This window comes from Pseudomaricurvus alcaniphilus, assembly GCF_011440395.1.
Classification (GTDB): domain Bacteria; phylum Pseudomonadota; class Gammaproteobacteria; order Pseudomonadales; family Cellvibrionaceae; genus Pseudomaricurvus; species Pseudomaricurvus alcaniphilus.
Genome location: NZ_JAAOIX010000001.1, coordinates 387,402 through 408,390, shown reverse-complemented (window position 1 = coordinate 408,390; position 20,989 = coordinate 387,402). Strand labels below are relative to the sequence as shown.

The following is a 20,989-nucleotide window of genomic DNA, read 5'->3' as shown; positions in this document are numbered from 1 at the left end:
AAGATGTTAACCGGCTCAGGGCGCCATCGGCGTTAGAGCATGTAGCTTACCAGCGCCAGGCCGACAGTGCCCAATACGATGGTGTAGGGCAGGGCCATAATCACCATGCGGCCATAGGAGAGCCGGATCAGGGGCGCCAGCGCGGAGGTCAACAGGAACAGGAATGCAGCCTGACCATTAGGAGTGGCGACACTGGGCAGATTGGTACCGGTGTTGATCGCGATAGCCAGGTGGTGAAAGTGCTCGAGGCTGATGGTGCCGGCATCGTAGGCGGCCTTGACCTCGTTGATGTAAACGGTTGCCACAAAGACGTTGTCGCTGATCATGGAGAGAATCCCGTTGGCGAGGAAAAACATCGCCGGCTGCACGGCGATATCCATTGCCAGTACGGCGTCAATGATCGGGCTGAACAGGTGCTGGTCGTGAATCACGGCGACCACGGCAAAGAATACTACCAGCAGTGCGGTAAAAGGCAGTGCCTCTTCAAAGGCATGGCCGATCTGGTGCTCTTCGATAATACCGTTAAAGGCGGTCAGCAGAATGATCACCATCAGGCCTATCAGGCCAACTTCGGCCACATGGAAAGCCAGCGATAACACCAAAAGCACGGCCACTATGCCCTGTACAACCAGTTGTATGGTGTCGCGGCGATTGCGTTTGGCGTCCTGGGCCTTGGCGAAATCTTCGAGGATGGTGCGGACATTTTGCGGCAGTTCCTCCCCGTAACCCAGGATTTTAGTCTTTTCCAAAAGCACACAAGTAATGATGCCCGACACCAGTACCGGCATGGTAATGGGCGCCATAACGAGGAAAAACTCGACGAAATCCCAGCCGGCGCGCTGGGCAATCAACAGGTTCTGGGGTTCGCCCACCAGGGTGCAGACGCCACCCAAAGCGGTGCCCACCGCGCCGTGCATCACCAGGCTGCGGAGGAAGGCGCGAAACGAGTCCAGGTCTTCGCGATGGTAGGTGAGAACCTCTTCGTCGCTGGAGTGGTCGTGGGTGTCGTGGTGAATCTTTTTACCCGATGCCACCTTGTGGTAGACGCTGTAAAAGCCCACCGACACGGCGATCAGTACAGCGGTCACTGTCAGGGCGTCGAGAAATGCGGAGAGGATTGCCGCCACCAGGCTAAAGAAGAGTGACAGGGCGATTTTTGAGCGCACTCCCAGCAGGATCTTGGTGAACAGGAACAGCAGCAGGTTCTTCATAAAGTAGATACCTGCCACCATAAAGACCAGCAGCAAGATGACTTCCAGGTTGCCTTCGACCTCATGATAGATGGTGTCGGTGCTGGTCATGCCCAGCAGGGCTGCCTCCAGGGCCAGCAAACCACCCGGTTGCAGTGGATAGCACTTGAGCGCCATCGCCAGGGTGAAAATGAATTCGCCGAGCAGCACCCAGCCGGTAATAAAGGGTCCTACGGTGTGGAGCAGGATCGGGTTAAGTACCAGGAAGGCCAGGATAGACTGCTTGTACCAATCAGGCGCCTGGCCGAGAAAATTCTTTAGAAATGACTTTGGAATTGATTGATCCATATATGTCCCTTAAAACGCCAAGCGCGGGTTGACGATGTCTGCTGCGGATTAAATTGATTATTTTGTCTATTAAAGCGACATTGAAAGCAACGTCGCCAGAATGAGCGGGAGCACAATGTCGCGCCCGGCTGCAGGCGGTAATCATACTATTGAACATGGCACGAACCAAAGAAATATCAAGTATTTCAATAAGATCTGGCTACAATATCCTGGTCTGGCGGCAGATTGTCGCCCCTCGGCCCGCGACACAGGCTATATTGAAGAGTGGATTGCTGTAAAAGAGTACCGACTGTCCAAAATTTAATCGAGGCTTGAGGTCGGTGTGGAAAACTATTGGTCACAGGGCCCGTTGCAATTGTATATTGCATGGCAATTTTGCCGCCAACGGGGGCCGTTGCAGGCGCCTGTTGTGACCCGCCCAAGCAAGGTAACCTAAGGAAAAGTAAGTGTCTCCAAGTGACAAAGTGAATCTTTCATCCCTGAATATTGTCGGTGACGAGCTGGTAGCAACCATCGAGCAGGCGGCCAACAAGCTGGAGCAGTTTGTGGCGATGCCCCAGCGCGCCGACCTGCTGCAGGGTTGCATGGCGGATATACGCCAGATCAGTGGCACTTTCAGTCTTATTCAGCTGTATGGCGCGAAAATGCTGGCCGACGAGATGCTGGCCGCGGTCGAGGGCATCGAGGCAACCAATGGAGTGATTGAAGAAGAACCTCTCAGCCATTTAACCAATGCCTTCTTTGTCTTGCCCCGTTACCTCGAGTATACCCAGCAGGCACGGCGTGGCATGCCGGTGTTACTGGTGGGTTATATCAATGAATTGCGGCAGCTCGGCCGGCGACCGCCGATCGCTGAATCGCAGTTTTTCGAAGTCAATCTCGACGTCTCCTATACGCCGCGAGCCAGGGGCAGCGCCCTTGTCATCGAAGATCTGGATTCGCTGGCGCGACGATTGCGGCATATGTACCAGGTGGGTTTGTTGAATTTGCTCCAGGGCAAGCAGGTTCGCAGTGCTCTTGGTATTATGCAGAGAGCCATGGAGCGGCTGGAGATTATTGCGGGCGCGCGCCCGGGGTCGGTGCTATGGGCAGTGGCGGGGGCGGCGCTGGAAGTATTGCGCACCAATAATATGGAGATCAACAAGTCCCGCAAGATGTTGTTGACCGCCGTCGACCGCGAAATCAAGAAGCTGCAGGCCAAGGGCCTGGATTGCCTGGACGAGGAGGCGCCGGCGGCGATTCTCAAGCAATTGCTGTTTATTCTCGCGCTGGCCCACAAGCCTTCTGCCAAGGCGGAGGCCATTATTTCCACCTTTGCTATAGCCCCGCTGGGCTACAACGACCACGACTTGCGCAACGAGCGGGAAATCCTGCGCGGGCCCAGCGTCAATACCGTGGCTTCGGTGGCTGCGGTTATCAAGGATGAGCTGCGCACTGTCAAGGAAGTGCTGGAGTACGTTGCGGAAACCCGTCTGGTAGCCGTCGACGAGTACCAGGACCTGATTGGCAGTATCAGCAAGGTGGCAGATATTCTCAGCGTGGTTGGCCTGGTCTCTGCCAGCGGGTCACTGAAAGAGGCGATCCGGAAAATTGAGGGCTGGCGAGATTCAGGTGAGCAATGTGATGCGGCGGAGATGATCTCGGTGGCGGATGCGCTGCTGTTTGTGGAGAGCACCTTGTCCGGCCTCGAGTCTTTGAATTTGACCAGTGAGAAACTGGTGCAGATCAACAGTTTGGCGCAGCGAGAAGTGATTGCGTCCTCGCAGTTGGCAGAAGCTGAAATGCTGGTTATACAGGAGGCGGAAGCAGGGCTGTCACTGGTGAAGCGCGGTTTGAATGCATTTGCTGAATCCAACTATGACCACGGTCACGTCAAGAATGTTGCCGCCACACTCAACGGGGTGCGCGGCGGGCTGATCGTACTGAACCTGGTGAAGGCCGCAGCGGTGGTGCAGAGTTGTATCGAGTTTGTCGAGCAAACCCTGCTGGCAAGTAAACAGCCCATCGCCCTGCAACAATTGCTGGAAACCTTTGCCGACGCAATTATTGGTCTCGAGTACTATATGGAGTCGGTAAGGTACGATAAGAATACTGACGATTCTGTGCTGTCCATTGCCGAAGAGAGCTTGCAGGTATTAGGGCACCGGGTGCGGATGCGCTAGGCAAGATTTCCGCTGCAGGTGGCAAGTATGTTTATTCCCGATCACAAACCGCTGTCAGAGGCTGGGGACAGCTGTTTTATTGCAGTTTCACAGGGGCAGATCCTGGCCCCGGATCAGTCGTCCTGGGCGCCGCTGGAGGAGTCGACCTGGCGCTTCAGTAACCCCCAGCTGCAAGCGCCCCAGTACTGCATCGGTCGCTACCGTGGGGCGGACTGTTTCGTGGTGCTGATCGATGACCGGCCCGATGTCTACGGCCACCACTGGATTGATTTGCGTCGCCTGATGGCGCTGCTGGATGAAGCCCATTACCAGATGGCTGCCAGGGCCCTGCAGGTTATCCAGTGGAAGCTGGATCACCGCTTTTGTGGCCGTTGTGGCGCAAAAACCGTGTCCCACCGCCGGGAAATGGCCAGCCACTGTGACGCTTGTGACCTGTTTTTTTACCCTCGTTTATCCCCCTGTGTTATCGTGCTGATCACCCGTGGCGACCACTGCTTGCTGGCTCGCAACGCCAATTTTGCCGGACCATTCTTCAGCGCCCTGGCCGGGTTTATTGAGGCCGGAGAAACCATAGAAGGGGCGTTGCAACGGGAGGTGATGGAAGAGGTGGGGATCGAAGTTGGCCAGTTAAAGTACTTTGGCAGCCAGTCCTGGCCCTTTCCCAGTCAGCTAATGATCGGGTTTCATGCCGCCTATGCCGGCGGCGACATCGAGGTTGATGGTGAAGAGATCGTCGAGGCCGACTGGTTTCGCTACGATGAACTGCCTCAGGTGCCGCCGGAAACGTCTCTCGCCGGGCAGTTGATAAGACACTTTGTGGCACAACATAACAACATTGGGTGAGACCCGGGTATGCTCTACGAGGCCATAGCGACCACTACCGCAATCGCAGGATTATTGTTATTACTGTTGGCGTTAAGGCTGCTGTTGCGTCGCGGCTGGTTGCTGGGCTGGTTGAAAGGCATGCTGGGCCTGGTGTTGGCTGTTGTCGCGCTGGTGTTTGCTTTTGCCGCCTGGGATATCCTCAGCTACGAAGAGTTAATGGCGGATACCCCCTTGGCGACTATCAGTTTCAAGCGGCTGGGAGAAAAGCACTATTTGGGGGTGGTGAACGTTGCCACCTCTGGTGGCGAGCAGGAGTTTGAGCTGCGTGGTGACCAGTGGCAACTGGACGCCCGCATACTGAAATGGCACTCCGGCCTGGCCAGGCTGGGAATCAAGCCGGGTTATCGCCTCGGCCGGTTGGCGGGCCGTTACTATGCCCTTGAAGATGAGCGTAGCGCCAATCGCACCGTGTACGAATTGCAGTCCAGCGGTTCGGCGGTTGATGTCTGGGACTGGTTTAACCGGGTCGATCGCTATGTTCCCTGGCTGGATGCACTTTACGGCAATGCGACTTTCGCACCGATGAGCGATGGCGCACTCTACGAGATCAGCCTGACCCACTCGGGGCTGCTGTCGAGGCCCTTGAACGATGCCGCGCGGCAAGCCCTGCAGCGCTGGCAATAAATATAAACCTGCGGCCGCTGGCAACGGCGGCTGCATGACTGAGGTACGGAGCACAACTTGGAGTTTATAACCGAATACGGACTTTTCCTGGCGAAGTCGATTACCGTCATAGCGACTTTTGTCATTATTCTCGGGGTGATGTTTTCCTACAGCCAAAAGGCTCGCGGGCACGACCGGGGCCATTTTGAGATCACCCGCCTGAATGAAAAATTTGAGTCTGTGGAAGACACCTTCAAAGAGGCCATTCTGGAGCCTGAGGTGTTAAAGCTGCAGCGCAAAGAGGAAGAAAAGCAGCATAAGGCCGAGGCCAAGGCGAAAAAGAAGGCTCTCAAACAGGCTCACGAAGCCGCCGAGGCGGTGCTCAAAAGCCGGGTTTTTGTACTTAATTTCGACGGCGACCTGAAGGCGTCGGCGGTGGACAACCTGCGCGAGGAAATCAGCTGCATCCTCAGCCAGGCTAACGCCAACGATGAAGTAATAGTGCGCCTGGAGAGCGGCGGTGGCATGGTGCACAGCTATGGTCTCGCGGCCAGCCAGCTGGATCGGATCAAGAAGAAACAAATCCCCCTGACAATTTGCGTTGATAAAGTGGCGGCCAGCGGTGGCTATATGATGGCTTGTGTGGCCGATAAAATCCTCGCGGCACCCTTCGCGGTGCTGGGCTCGATCGGCGTAATTGCGCAGCTGCCGAATTTCCATCGCCTGTTGAAAAAGAATTATATCGATTTTGAAATGATCACCGCTGGCGAGCACAAGCGCACCCTGACCATGTTCGGGGAAAATACCGAAAAGGGGCGGGAAAAGTTTGCCGAGGATTTGCAAGATACCCACGAATTGTTCAAGTCATTTGTGGCGGCGCACCGCCCGGTTGTAGACCTGGCGGAGGTGGCAAATGGCGATGTCTGGTTTGGTCAGCGCGCCCTGGAAAAAAGCCTGGTGGATGAATTGATGACCAGTGATGAGTACATTCACACCCGCGCCACCACCGCTGATGTATTTGAAGTGGAGTTTATCCAGAAAAAAACCTTGCAGGAAAAATTGGGTATGGCGGCGGAGGCAGCGGCTGATCGTTTGTTGCTGACCTGGCTGGCCAGGGCGCGCAATAGCCGCTTCTTTTTCTGAGACTGCAGCTTAAAGGAGACAGTAAAATGAGTGATGGATTCAAGGCATTGTGGGTTACGGAAAACGGTGCCGGTAATTTTCAACAGGCGATTGTCAGCCGCAAGATCGCCGATCTGCCCGATAACTCCCTGTTGATTAAAGTGGAATACTCATCCCTCAACTACAAAGATGCTCTCTCCGCTCACGGCAATCCGGGCGTTACCAGAACATACCCGCACACCCCCGGTATCGATGCCGCGGGTGTTGTCGTCAGCGACAGCAGTAACCGCTTTAAGCCGGGCGAGCAGGTGGTGGTTACGGGCTATGACCTGGGTATGAACACGGCCGGTGGCCTGGCCGAATACATTCGGGTTCCCTCGGAGTGGGCGATTGCCTGTCCTCAGGGCCTGACTTTGCGGGAGGCAATGATCTACGGTACTGCCGGTTTGACGGCGGCCCTGTGCATCAGCAAGCTAATTCGCATGGGCGCTCGCCCGGAGGACGGCGAGGTGGCTGTGAGCGGTGCAACCGGCGGTGTGGGCAGCATGGTCGTTGCCATGTTGAGCAAGCTCGGGTTCAGTGTCGCAGCGATTACCGGTAAACTGGAGTCCAGCACCAGGTTGTCGCGGCTGGGGGCGCAGAAGGTGATCGATCGAGCCAGTCTCGACGAATTGGCCTCCAAGGCTATGGCCAAGCCGCAGTGGGCTCATGCGGTCGACTGCCTCGGGGGTGATTATATGTTTACCCTGGTCAAGTCCCTGCGCTACGGTGGCAGTGTCGCTGCCTGTGGCCTGGCGGCGTCACCGACCTTTAAAGCCAATGTCTTCCCGTTTATTTTGCGCAACGTCAATCTGCTGGGGGTCGACAGTGTCGAGCTGCCGCTGGCGGAAAAGCAGGCGGCCTGGGATCTGTTGGCCGAGCAATACCGGCCTGTTGAGCTGGAAAGTATTGCGGAGCAGATCACCCTGGCTCAGGTGCCCCATTACCTGGAGTTGATGATCAACGGCCAGTCACAGGGGCGTTATCTGGTGCGACTGGGCGCGTAAGCGCAGCAGAAGCCGGTAGTATAGTCTACCTGCAAGCCGGCGTTTTTAGCGACGCGGGTTTTCGGCTCGCCTGGGTTTTAGCGCAGGAGGTCCGGCCCCGCTATATCAAGTAGCTTGCGACCGTTAGGCCGGCATTTCTTTATCTCTGTTTTGCAGCTATCGCCCCTATAAATTATACCAGGCAAGCCTGGCTGCTCGTCTGCGGCAGGGCAGGTGATTCTCCAGTGGAAGTCCGCAACCCTTATGCGGCGAATTCGCTTTTTATTGGTCCAGACCTGTTGTGGTTGTCGGGTTTTTTTTACGGTTTTTCACCGGGGTGGTACTATGCCCCGTTAACAAGTTTGAAAAAGGACCGAAGCGGACAGCGGGTGTCACCAGCTTCGCGCTAACTCATGATGAATAGCTCCCCACTAAAACCGGATTACGCCGTTGCATCCGCCCGCTTGTTGCATGGCTTGCGCTGCAAGGCTGTGCCGCTGGCGCCAATCCTGGCCCGCGCGGGGATTGATGAGGCGCTGCTCGAGGATACTTCCATACCGGTGCGAGGGCGGCAATTCCTGCAGCTGCTGCGCGTAGTCCGGAAGGTCAGTGCCGATGAGTTCTTCGGCCTCTCCCGTGGGCGCAGCAAGCCGGGCACTCTCGCTATGGTCATCAAGACCGGGCTTTATTGCGAAACCCTGCGGGCCTTTATCGAGCATTGCCGGGAGTTTTACCAGCTGGTCAGCGAGGATTTGACCATCGCGTTCGAGTCGGACGGTGACAGCGCCCTGTTCAGCATAGAGGTTGTTGAAACTGAATTCGATCCGGATCAGTTTCTCGCCGAATACTGGTTGTTGTATTTCCAGCGAATGTGCAGTTGGATGGTGGGGACTATGATTCCGCCCCAGGATGTGATGTTTCGCGCTGCCGAGGAGAGCGGTAACCCCGATCGCCTGTTGTATTACCTGCGCCGGGATTGGCGCGCTGGCCAGGCGACAAACTCCTTCAGGTTTCACGCCAAATACCTCAACCTGCCCATTGTCCGCACCTTGCCGGAACTGTTAAATCACTTGCAGCAGCTTGAACAAGGGCAGCCAATTTGGCCGGATGAGTTGCACACCTGGGAGGCGAAGGTGAAGACCCAGCTCAAGTCGGTGTTGGAGTCGCGCAAGGTGGTGCAGGATATCGACAGTGTTGCGACCGAGTTGGCGACCACCAGCCGCAGCCTGCGCAGGTACTTACAGGACGAGGGAACCACCTACCAGAAAGTACTGGATGAGTTGCGTTTGAACCTGGCGGTGGAGAAGTTGTACTTCCAGCACTTGAGTGTTGCCGACGTGGCCGGCCAGCTCGGCTTTTCCGAATCGCGCTCATTTTCCCGCGCCTTCAAGCAGTGGACCGGCACCACCCCGGGCAAGTATCAGCAGCGCATAACCGGTTAATGGGGTAGAGCCCGTAGTTTCTACAGGCACAAAAAAAGCCGCCATAGGGCAGCTTCTTCGAATAGTGGCGGACCGGACGGTGTAGATTCAAATAGCCTTAGGGCTATTTTCACCCCTGCGGGGCTCTCGGCTGCGCCTCGAGTCCTAACTTTGTCCGGGACAAAGTTAGTGAACCCGCTTGCGGCTTCGCGTCCCGTCCTGAATGGGCAGTTTCTACAGGCACAAAAAAAGCCGCCATAGGGCAGCTTCTTCGAATAGTGGCGGACCGGACGGGACTTGAACCCGCGACCTCCGGCGTGACAGGCCGGCATTCTAACCAACTGAACTACCGGTCCGCATTGTTCTGACAGTAGCCAAGCCCTCGCAGTCACGCTATAGAGGATTGGTGGGTGGAGAGGGGATCGAACCCCCGACCCTCGCCTTGTAAGGGCGATGCTCTCCCAGCTGAGCTATCCACCCTCGCTGTCAGTGGCCGCGTATAATAATGATATTTTTTTGCCCGTCAATCATTATTTCGATAAAAATCATAATGCCAGGATCCAGGTGAAGTTTCAGGTGCCGCGCTAGAGTGTGGTTGATGCGGTTGCTATAATCCTCCGCCTTCAAACGGGAGATGCAGCATGGGTGCAGGTTTTTATCAGCGGTTTGGCGGATTGTTCGGCGGCATTGCCGTGCTGTGTTGCCTGCTGGCGGCGCCGGCGATGGCGGCGATAGACGTCTATGAGTTTGACGATGAGGTGGCGCGCCAGAGGTACCTGGCATTTATCGAGGAATTGCGCTGTCCCAAGTGCCAGAACCAGAATCTGGCCGGCTCCGATTCGCCGATCGCCGCCGATTTGCGGCGTGAGTTGCGGCGCTTGCTGGATGAGGGCAGAAGCGACAAGGAGATCGTTGACTTTATGGTCAGCCGTTACGGTGACTATGTGCTCTACCGGCCCAAGGTGGCCAGCAATACCCTGGTGCTGTGGGGGCTGCCAACACTGCTGCTGCTACTTGGGCTGGCGGTTGTAGGCTACACGGTACGGCGCCGGGGAAGGGCAGTAACTGAACAAGCGGAGCTCGATGAGCAGGCTCAGCAGCGCCTTGCAACGCTGTTGAAAGAAGCGTCTGAGCGTGAGAAAACCCAATAGTATCGGCAAAACTTGCCTGCGTGGATAGCGAATTAATGGTTATATTTTGGAGTGTGTTGGCGCTTATGGCGCTGTTGGCGGCCGGGTTTGTGATTTGGCCCCTGAGGCGCAAACAGCAACCGCGGGAAAATGAAATTGAGCGCGAGTCAATGGTGCTGGATCTGTTCAATGAGCAGCGCCACAATTTAGAGGCGCAATTGCGTGCCGGCGAACTGGAGCCAGCCCAGTTTGAACAATTGCAGCGGGAGCTGGAGCTGTCCCTGTTGGCGGACAGTGCCGCCGCATCTCCAGCCCGGCAGACGCGCAGCCCGGCAGTCTGGGGGCTGTGGGCAGTGGCACTGCTGCTGCCGTTGGCGGCGCTGTCGTTCTACTGGCAGCGAGGTGCCATCGAGGATGTACAAATCCTGCAATTGCGCGACCAGTATTTCCAGCAACAGGTACTCGAGGCCCAGGGCGAGCGGGAGCGGGATCCGCGTGCACTGCTAAACCTGGTCGACGGGCTCACAGCGCGGCTGGAGAAACAGCCCGACAATATGGGCAATCGCTATTTACTGGCGCGGGCCTATATGCAGCAGGGCGCGTTCGTGGCGGCGGTGCAGCAGTACTCGCATATCCTGCAGCACGGCGAGCCGCCGGCAAATATCATTGCTGAGCTGGCGCAGGCGATATTCCTGGCTGCGGGTAACCGCGCTACGCCGGAGGTGGAGGCCCTGGTGCAGCGCGCCCTGGAGCTGGACCCGAACGAAAATACCGCCCTTGGCCTGGCCGGTATCAGTGCTTTTGAACAGGGGCAATACCAGGCGGCAATTCAACATTGGACCCGGGCGGTGCAACTGATGGGCCCGAACAGCGCCGGTGGCCGCTCGCTGCAGGCGGGTATCGAGCGGGCCAGCCAGCTGTTGGCTGAGGCGGGTGGAGAGCCTTCAGCGAGTTTAAGAGAGCCTTCAGCGAGTTTAAGAGAGCCTTCAGCGAGTTTAAGAGAGCCTTCAGCCAGTTTAAGAGAGCCTTCAGCCAGCTCTAGAGAGCCTTCAGCCAAATCAGCGACGGCTTCCGCTGACGCCACGGAACCCGCCGCGCTGCAGGTGCAGGTCAGCCTGGCAGATACCGTGTCAGCTGATCCGGGGGACACGGTGTTTGTTTACGCCCGTGCCTGGCAGGGGCCCAAAATGCCGTTGGCGATCGCCCGCATGCGGGTGGCGGAACTGCCCGCCCTGGTTACCCTGAATGAATCCATGGCGATGGCGCCAGGCATGACGATTCGCAGCTTTCCGCAGCTGGAAGTGGTGGCGAGAATATCCAGCTCCGGCGATCCGATTGCCGCGTCGGGGGACTGGCAGGCTACGGCGGGCCCCGTGATGCTGGGCGAGTCAGCGGATCCGTTCGCACTTGTCATTGCCAGCCAGCTTCCCTAGGAGCCTGTCGGACTTAGGTGCCCGTAGCGAGATAAAGTCCGATTTGAGTCAGTTTTTAACCATTTTTGAGGCGAATAGTGGTTCTATTTAACGAGAAAATGGTTAAAAAATGGCCAAACTCGGCTTTTTCGCAGCAGGGCAACCCTAAGTCCGACAGGCTCCTAGCGCCAATCTTCCTGGCGCCGGAGAAGTTGGTGCAGTGCCCTGTATAAGTCGGTGAGTTATACGGAGCGGCGCACTGGTCAACGCTCACTGCGGCTGCCGGCCAGTATTTGGCGCCGTATCGGGGCAGCTGCCAGGCCGGGGCGCAAATATAGTGAACCGGTAGATGTAAAGGCCAACCCGAGCGTGTAAAATCCACCCTTTTATCCAACATCAGGTCCAGTCCTGTTGCTGCAGGTCAATTTCCATACGCCAGACAGGGTCGGACAGCAGTTCAGGCTGAACCGGGTGGCGGGGCAGACAATTCGAACAGTAAGTGAAGCAGTTCTATGCGGTTAAAGTGCATCAAGTTGGCGGGTTTCAAGTCGTTTGTCGACCCGACTACCGTCAATTTTCCCAGTAACCTGGGGGCGGTGGTTGGCCCCAATGGCTGTGGAAAATCCAACATAATTGATGCGGTGCGCTGGGTTATGGGGGAGTCTTCCGCCAAGAACCTGCGCGGTGAATCCATGACCGATGTCATCTTCAACGGCTCCGGCGGGCGCAAGCCGGTGGGGCAGGCTTCCATCGAGTTGGTGTTTGACAACAGCGACGGCAAGCTGGTGGGGGAGTACGCCGGTTTCGCTGAAATTTCCATACGCCGCAAAGTTACCCGCGACGCCCAGAACACCTACTACCTCAATGGCACCAAATGCCGGCGCCGGGATATCACCGATATCTTCCTGGGTACCGGTCTCGGCCCGCGCAGCTACGCCATTATCGAACAGGGTATGATCTCCCGGCTGATCGAAGCCAAGCCCGAAGACCTGCGGGTGTACATTGAAGAGGCAGCGGGGATTTCCAAGTACAAGGAGCGCCGCCGCGACACCGAAAACCGCATGCGCCGTACCTTTGAAAACCTCGAGCGCCTGACCGACATCCGCGACGAACTGGAGCGACAGCTGTCGCGTTTGCAGCGCCAGGCCCAGGCGGCAGAGAAGTATACCGAGTACAAGAAGGAAGAGCGGCTGCTGAAAGCCCAGCTGCAAGCATTGAAATACAAGCGCCTTGCGGCCAAGGCGCAATTGCAGCAGCAGGCCATAACGGCGCTGGAGCTGGGGGTCGAATCCCTGGTGACCCAGCAGGTGCAAAAAGACACCGCCATAGAAAAGCACCGCACCCAGTACACCGAGTTGGGCGACCGATTTAACGAGGTGCAGGGGCGCTTTTATTCGGTCGGCGCGGACATCGCCCGTATCGAACAGACGATCCAGCACGCCCAGGAGCGCGGTCGCCAGTTGGCCGCCGACCTGCAGCAAACCGAGCGCGATGCCAGTGAGGCGGAAGAGCACCTGCAGCTGGACAGCCAGAAAGTGGAAGCCTGGGAGGCCGAACTGCTGGAGCTTGAGCCCGAGCTGGAGATGATGCAGGCGGCCGAGGAGGATTCCGGCAGTGAGCTGCAGACCGCCGAAGATAGCATGCAGGCCTGGCAGCAGGAGTGGGACAAGTTTAACCAGGCTGCCTCCGAGCCCCGCCAGCGTGCCGAGGTGCAGCAGTCTCGTATCCAGCACCTGGAACAGGTGCAGACACGGCTGCTGGAGCGCATCCGCAAGCTCAGCGATGAACAGGGCAACCTGGCCCCGGAAGACTCGGAAGACGAAATTGCCCAGCTGACCGAGCAGCTGGCGGAACTGGAGCTGGATACTGAAGAGAAACGCGCCAGGGTCGAGACCCTGGCCGGGGATATCGACGACAACCGGGACCGCAACAACCAGTTGAGTGACCAGCTGGACAGCGAGCGCAGCCGCTTGCAGACGGTGCGCGGCCGGCACGCGTCCCTGGAGGCGCTGCAGCAAGCCGCCCTCGGCGAAAAAAGTGCCGCTGTCTCCACCTGGCTGGAGCGCCAGGGGCTGGCGGATAGCCCGCGTTTGGCGGAACAGGTAGAAGTTCAGGAGGGCTGGGACAAGGCGCTGGAAACAGCTCTGGGCGACAGCTTGCAAGCGGTGTGTGTGACGGGGTTCGACGACGTCGCGGGGCTGCTGGCAGAGCTCAGCCAGGGCGAGTTGGTGCTGCTGGACACCGAGGCGGCGGTCGCCGCCGGCGAGCGGACCGCGGCACCACGTTTGCTGGACAAGGTCAGTGCCGGTTTCAACTTGGCAGCTCTGCTGGACGGTATCTACGCCGCCGACGACCTGGCCGCCGCGCTGGCTCTGCGACCGAAGCTGGAAGCGGGGGAATCGGTGGTAACCCGGGACGGAATCTGGCTGGGAGCCAGCTGGATCCGGGTAGCCCGGGACGTGGACGCCAGTTCCGGCATCATCGCACGCAAGCAGGAGCTGGCCGAGCTGGCAGTGGAACTGGGCGAGCTGGAAGCCCGGGTCGAAGACATTAACCAGAGTTTGCAGGAGGGGCGGGCCAGGGCCAAGACCCTGGAGCAGGAGCGGGAAGTCCTGCGCCGGGAGCTGGACGAAAAGAACCGCAAACACGGTGAATTGCGCTCCAGTTTAAGTGCTCGCCAGGCGCGTATGGAGCAGTTTTCCCTGCGCCGTGCCCGCCTCAGCGAAGAGATCGGCGAGGCCCGCGAACAAATGGAGCTGGAAGCAGAGGGGCTGGCTGAGGCCCGCATGATTCTGCAGGACGCCATCGAAGCCATGGGCCGCGATACCGAGCAGCGGGAAACCCTGCTGGCGCAGCGCGACGAGATTCGCGCAAACCTGGACGCCGCCAGGCAGCGCGCGCGCCACGACAAGGATCGTGGCCACCAACTGGCGATGCGCCACCAGGGTTTGAAAACCCAGGTGGAATCGCTGCGCGCCGGGCTCGGCCGTTTGCGTGAACAGACCCAGCGCTTGCAGCAACGGCGGCAACAATTACGCGAGAGCCTGGAGCAAACCCGAGATCCGTCAGACGATCACCAGATGGAGCTGGAGGCACTGCTGGAGAAACGCCTGGCGGTGGAGCAGGAATTGACGTCGGCGCGGCAGGCGGTAGAGCAAGTGGAGCACGACCTGCGCGCCGCCGAGCAGGCCCGGGGGCGCATTGAGCAGGAGTTGCAAGCGGCGCGGGCGCGGCTCGAACAGGCGCGACTGGAAGCGCAGACTCTCGAAGTGCAGCGAAATAACCTGCAGGAACATCTGCAGGAGGATAACTTCGAACTCGAACAGCTGTTGCAGGAACTGCCGGAGGATGCCGAAGAGAGCCCGATGGAGGCCCAGCTGGAATCGATTGCCAACCGGGTTGCCAGGCTGGGGCCAATAAACCTGGCGGCCATTGATGAGTACAAGACCGAGTCCGAGCGCAAGAACTACCTTGACAGCCAGAACGATGACCTGGTGGACGCCCTCGATACCCTGGAAAACGCTATCAAGAAAATTGATCGCGAAACCCGCACCCGTTTCAAGGAAACGTTCGACCAGGTCAACAGTGGCCTGCAGGAACTGTTCCCGAGAGTGTTCGGCGGCGGCCACGCCTACCTGGAGTTGACCGGCGACGATCTGTTGGATACCGGTATTGCGATTATGGCGCGCCCTCCGGGCAAGCGGAACAGCACCATCCACCTGCTGTCCGGTGGCGAAAAGGCCCTCACGGCCATCGCCCTGGTATTTTCGATCTTCCGTCTCAATCCGGCGCCGTTCTGTATGCTGGACGAGGTGGATGCACCGCTGGACGACGCCAACGTCGGGCGCTATGCGCGTATGGTCGAACAAATGTCTGAGCATGTGCAGTTCATCTACATCACGCACAACAAGATTGCGATGGAGATGGCGCACCAGTTGCTAGGCGTCACCATGCACGAACCGGGCGTGTCCCGGCTGGTGACAGTGGATGTGGACGAGGCGGCGGAGCTGGCCGCCAGTTAACTGCGGGAACATTAGCGCGCAGAAGTTATCTTAGGAGCTTGTATCGGTTTCACTCCGGCGCCAGCGGGACATTGTCGGTACCGGCTAGTATTAAAGAACCAGTATTAAAGAATCAGTTTAGAAGAATGAGCGGTTGGGACGCGAGCGGCATCGGTCGCTCCCCGGGCGCATTGAAAATTGACGGCATCGTGCAGATGTCCACGGCAAGGGTTTAGTAGAAATGGAGTTTGCCATGCGTGAATGGCTCACAGTCATTATAGTTTTTTTGATCATCGGCGTGCTGTTGGACGGTTGGCGGCGTATGCGCCAGTCCCGCCGGCAGTCTATAAAAATGTCGCGCAGCGTCAACAAAGGGCTTGAAAAAGGCGAGCTGGATACCTTTGGCAGTGAGCTGCCCAACGGCGGTGCCCGGGTAGTGAGCAAGCGCGGGGAAGAGGATGCCCGGGCGGTCACGCAAAGCATGAAAGAGAGTTACCGTAAAAAGCGCACCACGGTGGGCATGCGGCGGATTCCGCAGCAAGTGACGCTGAACCTGGATGAAGAGGTACCGGTACTGATGGAATCGGTAGCCGGTGAGTCGACCAAGGCGCGCAGCAAAGCGCGGGTAGAGCCCACCTTCTCCGCGGATGAAGCGGTGGCTGACGACGAGTCGGATAACAACACCGAGTCAGAGCCGCAAGAGTTTGAAGAGGATGGGGCGGATTACATCGACGATGACCATTTCGACCCATTGTTTGCCGAGCCCAAGGACGCGGACCGGATCCAGCTCGACGAGGACGATGTTATTGATTCCGGTTCCGGGGCGGAAACGGAAGAAGAAGCCGAGCCCGATGAGGTGCTGGTGATCAATGTGATGGCTGGTGCCGACGGGCCCTTTCCCGGGGAGGCCTTGCTGGAAGTTATCCTCGAGTGTGGCATGCGCTACGGCGATATGAAGATATTCCATCGCTACACCGAGGAAAACGGCGACGGCCCGCTGATGTTCAGTATGGTCAACATGGTGGTGCCGGGCACTTTCGATCTGCAGCATATGGCTGAATTTGAAACGCCCGGGGTCAGCCTGTTTATGACCTTGCCCATGTCTGCCAACAGCATAAAAGCCTTTAACACCATGGCGGTGACCGCCGCCGCCATTGCCGAGCGGCTCGGCGGCGAGCTGAAGGATGAGACGCGCAGTGCAATGACCAACCAGACGCTGGAACATTGTCGCCAGCGAATTCTGGAGTATGAGCGCAAGCGCCAGCTGGCGGCCCATTGATTTTGAACAATCCCGACCTGGTTGAATGGTGGAAATTTTTACATAATGACTATTAGCGTCTCGGTGCAGGAAAATCTCGAGAAACTCAAACAACAACTCAACTACCACAACTACCGCTACTATGTGCTCGACGATCCGACCATTCCGGACGCCGAGTACGATCGGCTGTTCAAGGCATTGCAAGAGCTGGAAGCGGCCCACCCGGAATTGATCAGCAGCGACTCACCCAGCCAGCGTATCGGCGAGGCGCCCCTGAGTGCGTTTGCCCAGGTGACCCATGAGGTCGCCATGCTGTCGCTGGATAACGCGTTCGAACAGCAGCAGCTGCTGGATTTTAACCGCCGAATTCGCGATCGCCTGAAACTGGCCGACGCCGATATCGAGTACGCCTGTGACCCCAAGCTGGACGGTATCGCGGTCAGCTTGCTCTACCGCGATGGTATCCTCGAGCGCGGCGCGACGCGCGGCGACGGCACCACCGGCGAAGATATTACCCAGAATGTCCGCACCATTGCCTCTATACCGCTGCGCCTGATCGGTACGGATTTTCCCGAACTGCTGGAAGTGCGGGGCGAAATCTATATGCCCAAGCAGAGCTTTAACGAGTTGAACGAGCGCGCGCGGGAGGCTGGCCAGAAGACCTTTGTCAATCCGCGCAATGCGGCGGCGGGCAGTCTGCGCCAGTTGGATGCGCGCATCACCGCCAGCCGCAAATTGCAGATGTGTGCCTACAGTGTTGGCCGGGTCGAGGGCCGGGAACTGCCGGACCGGCACAGCGAAGTGCTTGATACCCTGCACCGGCTGGGCTTTTTAATCAGCCCCGAAGTGCAGGTGGCGGCCAATATTGACGATTGCATCGACTACTGCCGGCGCCTCGGTGAAAAACGCGACAGTCTGGCCTATGACATTGACGGTGTGGTGATCAAGGTCAACAGTCGCAGGTTGCAAGCCGAGTTGGGGTTTGTTTCACGGGCGCCGCGCTGGGCCATAGCCTATAAATTCCCCGCCCAGGAAGAGCTGACAACCCTGCTCGATGTGGAGTTCCAGGTGGGCCGCACCGGTGCGGTTACCCCGGTTGCTCGCTTGCAGCCGGTGTTTGTCGGCGGGGTGACAGTGTCCAATGCAACTTTGCACAACCGCGATGAAATTGAGCGGCTGGGAGTCATGATCGGCGACACGGTGATTATTCGGCGCGCCGGCGATGTCATTCCCCAGGTGGTGTCCGTGGTCAAGGGGCGGCGGCCGCCATCGGCGCAAGCGGTGGTTTTTCCCAGCAGCTGCCCGGTGTGTGGCTCGCCGGTGGAGAATACCCCTGGGGAAGCGGTTTACCGCTGCACCGGCGGGCTGGTGTGCGAGGCCCAGCGCAAGGAGGCGATCAAGCACTTTTCCTCGCGCAAGGCTATGGATATCGACGGCCTGGGTGACAAACTGGTTGAGCAATTGGTGGACCAGGGGTTAATTCACTCAGTGGCCGATTTGTTCTCGCTGCAAACGTCGCAACTGGCCGCCATGGAGCGCATGGGGCAGAAGTCGGCGGAAAACCTGATTGCTGCCCTGGAGGCGAGCAAGCAAACCACGCTGGCCCGCTTTCTGTTTGCCCTGGGTATTCGCGAGGTGGGGGAGGCCACTGCCCGGGCCCTGGCCAATCATTTCGGCAATCTCGAGGCGATTATTGTGGCCGATGAAGAGGCGTTGCAACAGGTGGCGGATGTCGGACCGGTGGTGGCCCATTACGTGGCAGAGTTTTTTCACCAGCCCCACAGCCTCGAGCTGATCCGCAGTTTGCAGGCGGCGGGCATACACTGGCCAGACGTCGAAGTGGCGGCGGCGGAACTGCCCCTGGCGGGTAAAACCTATGTGGTCACCGGCGCATTTGGCGAGTTGAAGCGCAGCGATGCAACCCGCTTGTTGCAGGAACTGGGGGCCAAGGTGGCGGGCTCGGTATCGACCAAAACCGACTGCGTGGTGGTGGGCGGCGGAGCGGAGACCAACTCCAAGTTCCTCAAGGCCCAGGAACTGGGCATCGCTACCATGACCGAAGTCGAGCTGATCGAGCAATTGCGCCAGCTGGGAGCCCTCGATGAGTGAGCGCCGTTGGCGCCTGGGCGGGGTCTGTTTACTGTTGCTGATGCTGACGGGGTGCATCAGTTCACCGCCGCAGCGCTTGACCAATGCCTGCCACATCTTCGACGAGAAAAAAGGCTGGTACAAGGACGCGCGTAAATCCCAGGATCGCTGGGGCGTACCGGTGCCGGTGATGCTGGCGTTTATGTACCAGGAGTCCCGTTTTCAGGCCAAGGCCAAACCGCCCCGGCGCAAGATTCTGTGGGTGATTCCCGGGCCGCGGCTGAGCAACGCCTACGGTTATTCCCAGGCCAAAAAGGAAACCTGGGAATGGTATAAGCGGGAAGCGGGGGGCTGGGGCGCGGACCGGGATGACTTTGGCGATGCCATCGACTTTATCGGTTGGTACAACCACACCAGTCATCGCCGCAATAAGATCGCCAAAAATGATGCCTATCGCCTGTACCTCGCCTATCACGAGGGCCACGGCGGATATGCCCGGGGCAGCTACCGGCGCAAGCCCTGGCTGCAGAAGGTGGCGCGCAAGGTGGCCGACCGCTCGGCGAGCTACACGCACCAGTTACAAGGTTGTGAGAAACGCTTGCAGCGCTCGGACTGGTGGCCGTTCTGGTAGCCGCCCGGGTTGCGCAAAAAAAAACAGTGGTTGGCGGGGCGCGCCTGAAAAAATATCGAGGGGAGTTTATGGACCAGGAATCAATTGTTTACGGCTGTATCAAGGACTCGGCCCTGCCCGGTCACGAGTCCCTGCGCCGACGCCGCAATCGCGAGGCCATGCTGACCTTGCCAAGTGCCGACGACTGGCCGTTCCTGTGCCAGGAAATGTTTGCTATCCCGCCCCTGCAGGTCAACCAGAATCACTATCAAACCGACGTCATGCACTTCGGTGCGTCGTACAAGGCGGTGGAGTACGAGTGGGAGCAGTGGATCGAAAAGTTTGAGCAGCTACTCAACCAGATGTACTGGCATTCTGCGGTGGTGCACCTGGAAACCGAGCTCTCCGGCCACCACACGTTTAGCTGGGAATCCAGCGGCAGCTTTCACCAGCCGGGCAGCGGCGACCTGCAGGTGCGCTGTGAGTGGAGCCACGATGGCGCCTTGAGGTTGTAAATGCCCTTGACGACACATGTAACTTCAGCAGCGGCAGCGCAATTGCTGGCACGGGATATTCGCCTCGCGTTCTTTGATATCGACGGTACCCTGCTGGGTCGCGATGGCAGGTACAGCGAGCGGGTCAAGCGGGCCATCGCCGCGGCGCGGCAACAGGGTATCAAAACAGCGGTGGCGTCGGGGCGACCCAAATTTGCCGCCGACTTCCTGATTCGCCAGCTGGGTTTAGTCGACGCCGGCCTGTTTTACACCGGAGCTTTGCTGTATGACCCCCGGGCGGAGCAGCGACTGGCGCTGCACGCCCTCAGTGATGAACTGGTGGCCAGACTGCTGGACGCGGCGCAGAGCCTGGATCTGTATATCGAGGTGTGCACCGAATCCCACTTCTATATAGAGCATATGGGGCGGTTGGGACAGTCGCACAGTGAACATCTGCGGGTGGCGCCCACGGTGCGCCCCTTTGAGCAGATCGTGGGCCGGGAGCCGGTTGTCAAACTGTTGTTCGCGGTGGATAACCTGCAGGCGCAGGAGAAGCTGTATCGGCTGGAGCGGGATTTTCCCGAGGCGGTGTTTGCCTATGCGCGCATGGCCTCGCAGCCGGACTGGCTGTTCGCCAGTGTGATTTGCAGCCAGGCCTGCAAGCGCAAGGGTTTCAGCCATCTGCTCGACTACCACTCGGTGACTGCCGAGCAGGTTATTGCCTTTGGCGACGCCCAATCGGACATGACCTTTCTCACTCTGGCCGGGGTGGGCGTCGCCATGGGCAACGCCAGCGACGAGGTAAAAGCAGTGGCAGCGCTGGAAACCTTGCCGGTGTGGGACGATGGTGTAGCCGTCGTATTGGAAAAAGTACTGGAAACAATGCCGGGAAAAGCGGCGCAACAGGTGAAGTAGGAATGATTTTTAATAAACGCCGGGGTATGCGCTCGGTGATGACAACAGCATTGTTAGCCTGCCTGGCGTTTGTCGCGCTCGCTATCTGGGGTTGGAAATTGCCGATTGCGGCGGCATTGCAGTATCTGGTGATCTGCCTGTTGATGGTGGTGGTACTGATCGCTGCGGCGGCCCTGGTGGTGGGGTTATTCAAGTTCGTTCAGCGGCTGTGCCGGCGGCGCTAACGCGGGGCGCTGGCAATCGAAGTTGACGGGGCGCGAGTAAAGCGGAATGTATTCATCGGCTACAATTATTCCGGTAGCACTGAAAGGCAGGTGCTAACTGG

Annotated in this window: 16 protein-coding genes and 2 tRNA genes; 15 read left to right on the top strand and 3 right to left on the bottom strand. The window is 58.4% G+C overall.

The genetic code is table 11. The features are described 5' to 3' along the window. Positions 1-32 precede the first annotated feature (32 nt). On the bottom strand, positions 33-1,538 hold the full coding sequence (gene nhaB / locus G8764_RS01735) for a sodium/proton antiporter NhaB (protein ID WP_166161260.1): 1,506 nt from the start codon (positions 1,536-1,538) through the stop codon (positions 33-35). 446 nt (positions 1,539-1,984) lie between these two features. Here nhaB and G8764_RS01730 point away from each other — a divergent pair, with 446 nt between their 5' ends. From G8764_RS01730 to G8764_RS01705, 6 genes are all read left to right on the top strand, one after another. Further along, positions 1,985-3,700 carry a FimL-related protein gene (locus tag G8764_RS01730; protein ID WP_166161258.1) on the top strand — a complete coding sequence of 572 codons (1,716 nt, stop codon included), beginning with the start codon at positions 1,985-1,987 and terminating at the stop codon, positions 3,698-3,700. A 27-nt stretch (positions 3,701-3,727) separates the two neighbouring features. Then, a complete protein-coding gene (gene nudC, locus G8764_RS01725; protein ID WP_166161256.1) occupies positions 3,728-4,543 on the top strand; it encodes an NAD(+) diphosphatase in 816 nt (271 codons plus the stop codon). A gap of 9 nt (positions 4,544-4,552) precedes the next feature. Further along, positions 4,553-5,209: a hypothetical protein gene (locus G8764_RS01720; RefSeq protein WP_166161254.1), complete on the top strand. Its 657-nt coding sequence runs from the start codon at positions 4,553-4,555 to the stop codon at positions 5,207-5,209. Between the two features lie 57 nt (positions 5,210-5,266). Next, positions 5,267-6,331 carry a protease SohB gene (gene sohB, locus G8764_RS01715; RefSeq protein ID WP_166161252.1) on the top strand — a complete coding sequence of 355 codons (1,065 nt, stop codon included), beginning with the start codon at positions 5,267-5,269 and terminating at the stop codon, positions 6,329-6,331. 26 nt (positions 6,332-6,357) lie between these two features. Continuing rightward, the gene (locus G8764_RS01710) at positions 6,358-7,356 is read left to right on the top strand and encodes a YhdH/YhfP family quinone oxidoreductase (RefSeq protein ID WP_166161250.1); all 999 of its coding nucleotides are present in this window, start codon (positions 6,358-6,360) and stop codon (positions 7,354-7,356) included. A 392-nt stretch (positions 7,357-7,748) separates the two neighbouring features. After that, positions 7,749-8,777, top strand: a complete 1,029-nt coding sequence (locus tag G8764_RS01705) for an AraC family transcriptional regulator (RefSeq protein WP_166161248.1) — start codon at positions 7,749-7,751, stop codon at positions 8,775-8,777. 258 nt (positions 8,778-9,035) lie between these two features. On the opposite strand, the gene G8764_RS01700 is transcribed toward G8764_RS01705, so the two are convergent. Then, positions 9,036-9,112: transfer RNA gene (locus G8764_RS01700), tRNA-Asp, on the bottom strand. 48 nt (positions 9,113-9,160) lie between these two features. Continuing rightward, a tRNA-Val gene (locus tag G8764_RS01695) sits at positions 9,161-9,236 on the bottom strand. Positions 9,237-9,397: 161 nt separating this feature from the next. Between G8764_RS01695 and G8764_RS01690 the strand changes: the two genes are divergently transcribed. The 9 genes from G8764_RS01690 (at position 9,398) to G8764_RS01650 (ending at position 20,888) form a co-directional block, all read left to right on the top strand. Beyond that, positions 9,398-9,907, top strand: coding sequence for a cytochrome c-type biogenesis protein (locus G8764_RS01690; protein ID WP_166161246.1), 510 nt, complete (start codon positions 9,398-9,400; stop codon positions 9,905-9,907). 35 nt (positions 9,908-9,942) lie between these two features. Next, entirely contained in the window at positions 9,943-11,319 is a 1,377-nt protein-coding gene (ccmI, locus tag G8764_RS01685; RefSeq protein ID WP_166161244.1) for a c-type cytochrome biogenesis protein CcmI, read from the top strand. A 491-nt stretch (positions 11,320-11,810) separates the two neighbouring features. Further along, a complete protein-coding gene (gene smc, locus G8764_RS01680) occupies positions 11,811-15,320 on the top strand; it encodes a chromosome segregation protein SMC (protein WP_166161242.1) in 3,510 nt (1,169 codons plus the stop codon). A gap of 232 nt (positions 15,321-15,552) precedes the next feature. Continuing rightward, the gene (gene zipA, locus G8764_RS01675) at positions 15,553-16,578 is read left to right on the top strand and encodes a cell division protein ZipA (protein WP_166161240.1); all 1,026 of its coding nucleotides are present in this window, start codon (positions 15,553-15,555) and stop codon (positions 16,576-16,578) included. A 45-nt stretch (positions 16,579-16,623) separates the two neighbouring features. Next, positions 16,624-18,666: an NAD-dependent DNA ligase LigA gene (gene ligA / locus G8764_RS01670; protein ID WP_166161238.1), complete on the top strand. Its 2,043-nt coding sequence runs from the start codon at positions 16,624-16,626 to the stop codon at positions 18,664-18,666. Beyond that, positions 18,659-19,276 (top strand): transglycosylase SLT domain-containing protein, encoded by a 618-nt coding sequence (locus tag G8764_RS01665; protein ID WP_166161236.1) that lies wholly within the window; start codon positions 18,659-18,661, stop codon positions 19,274-19,276. Before ligA ends, G8764_RS01665 begins: the two co-directional genes overlap by 8 nt. Positions 19,277-19,344: 68 nt before the next feature. Continuing rightward, on the top strand, positions 19,345-19,770 hold the full coding sequence (locus tag G8764_RS01660) for a hypothetical protein (protein WP_166161234.1): 426 nt from the start codon (positions 19,345-19,347) through the stop codon (positions 19,768-19,770). After that, positions 19,771-20,664, top strand: coding sequence for an HAD family hydrolase (locus G8764_RS01655; RefSeq protein WP_166161233.1), 894 nt, complete (start codon positions 19,771-19,773; stop codon positions 20,662-20,664). A 2-nt stretch (positions 20,665-20,666) separates the two neighbouring features. Further along, positions 20,667-20,888 carry a hypothetical protein gene (locus G8764_RS01650; protein WP_166161231.1) on the top strand — a complete coding sequence of 74 codons (222 nt, stop codon included), beginning with the start codon at positions 20,667-20,669 and terminating at the stop codon, positions 20,886-20,888. Positions 20,889-20,989 lie beyond the last annotated feature (101 nt).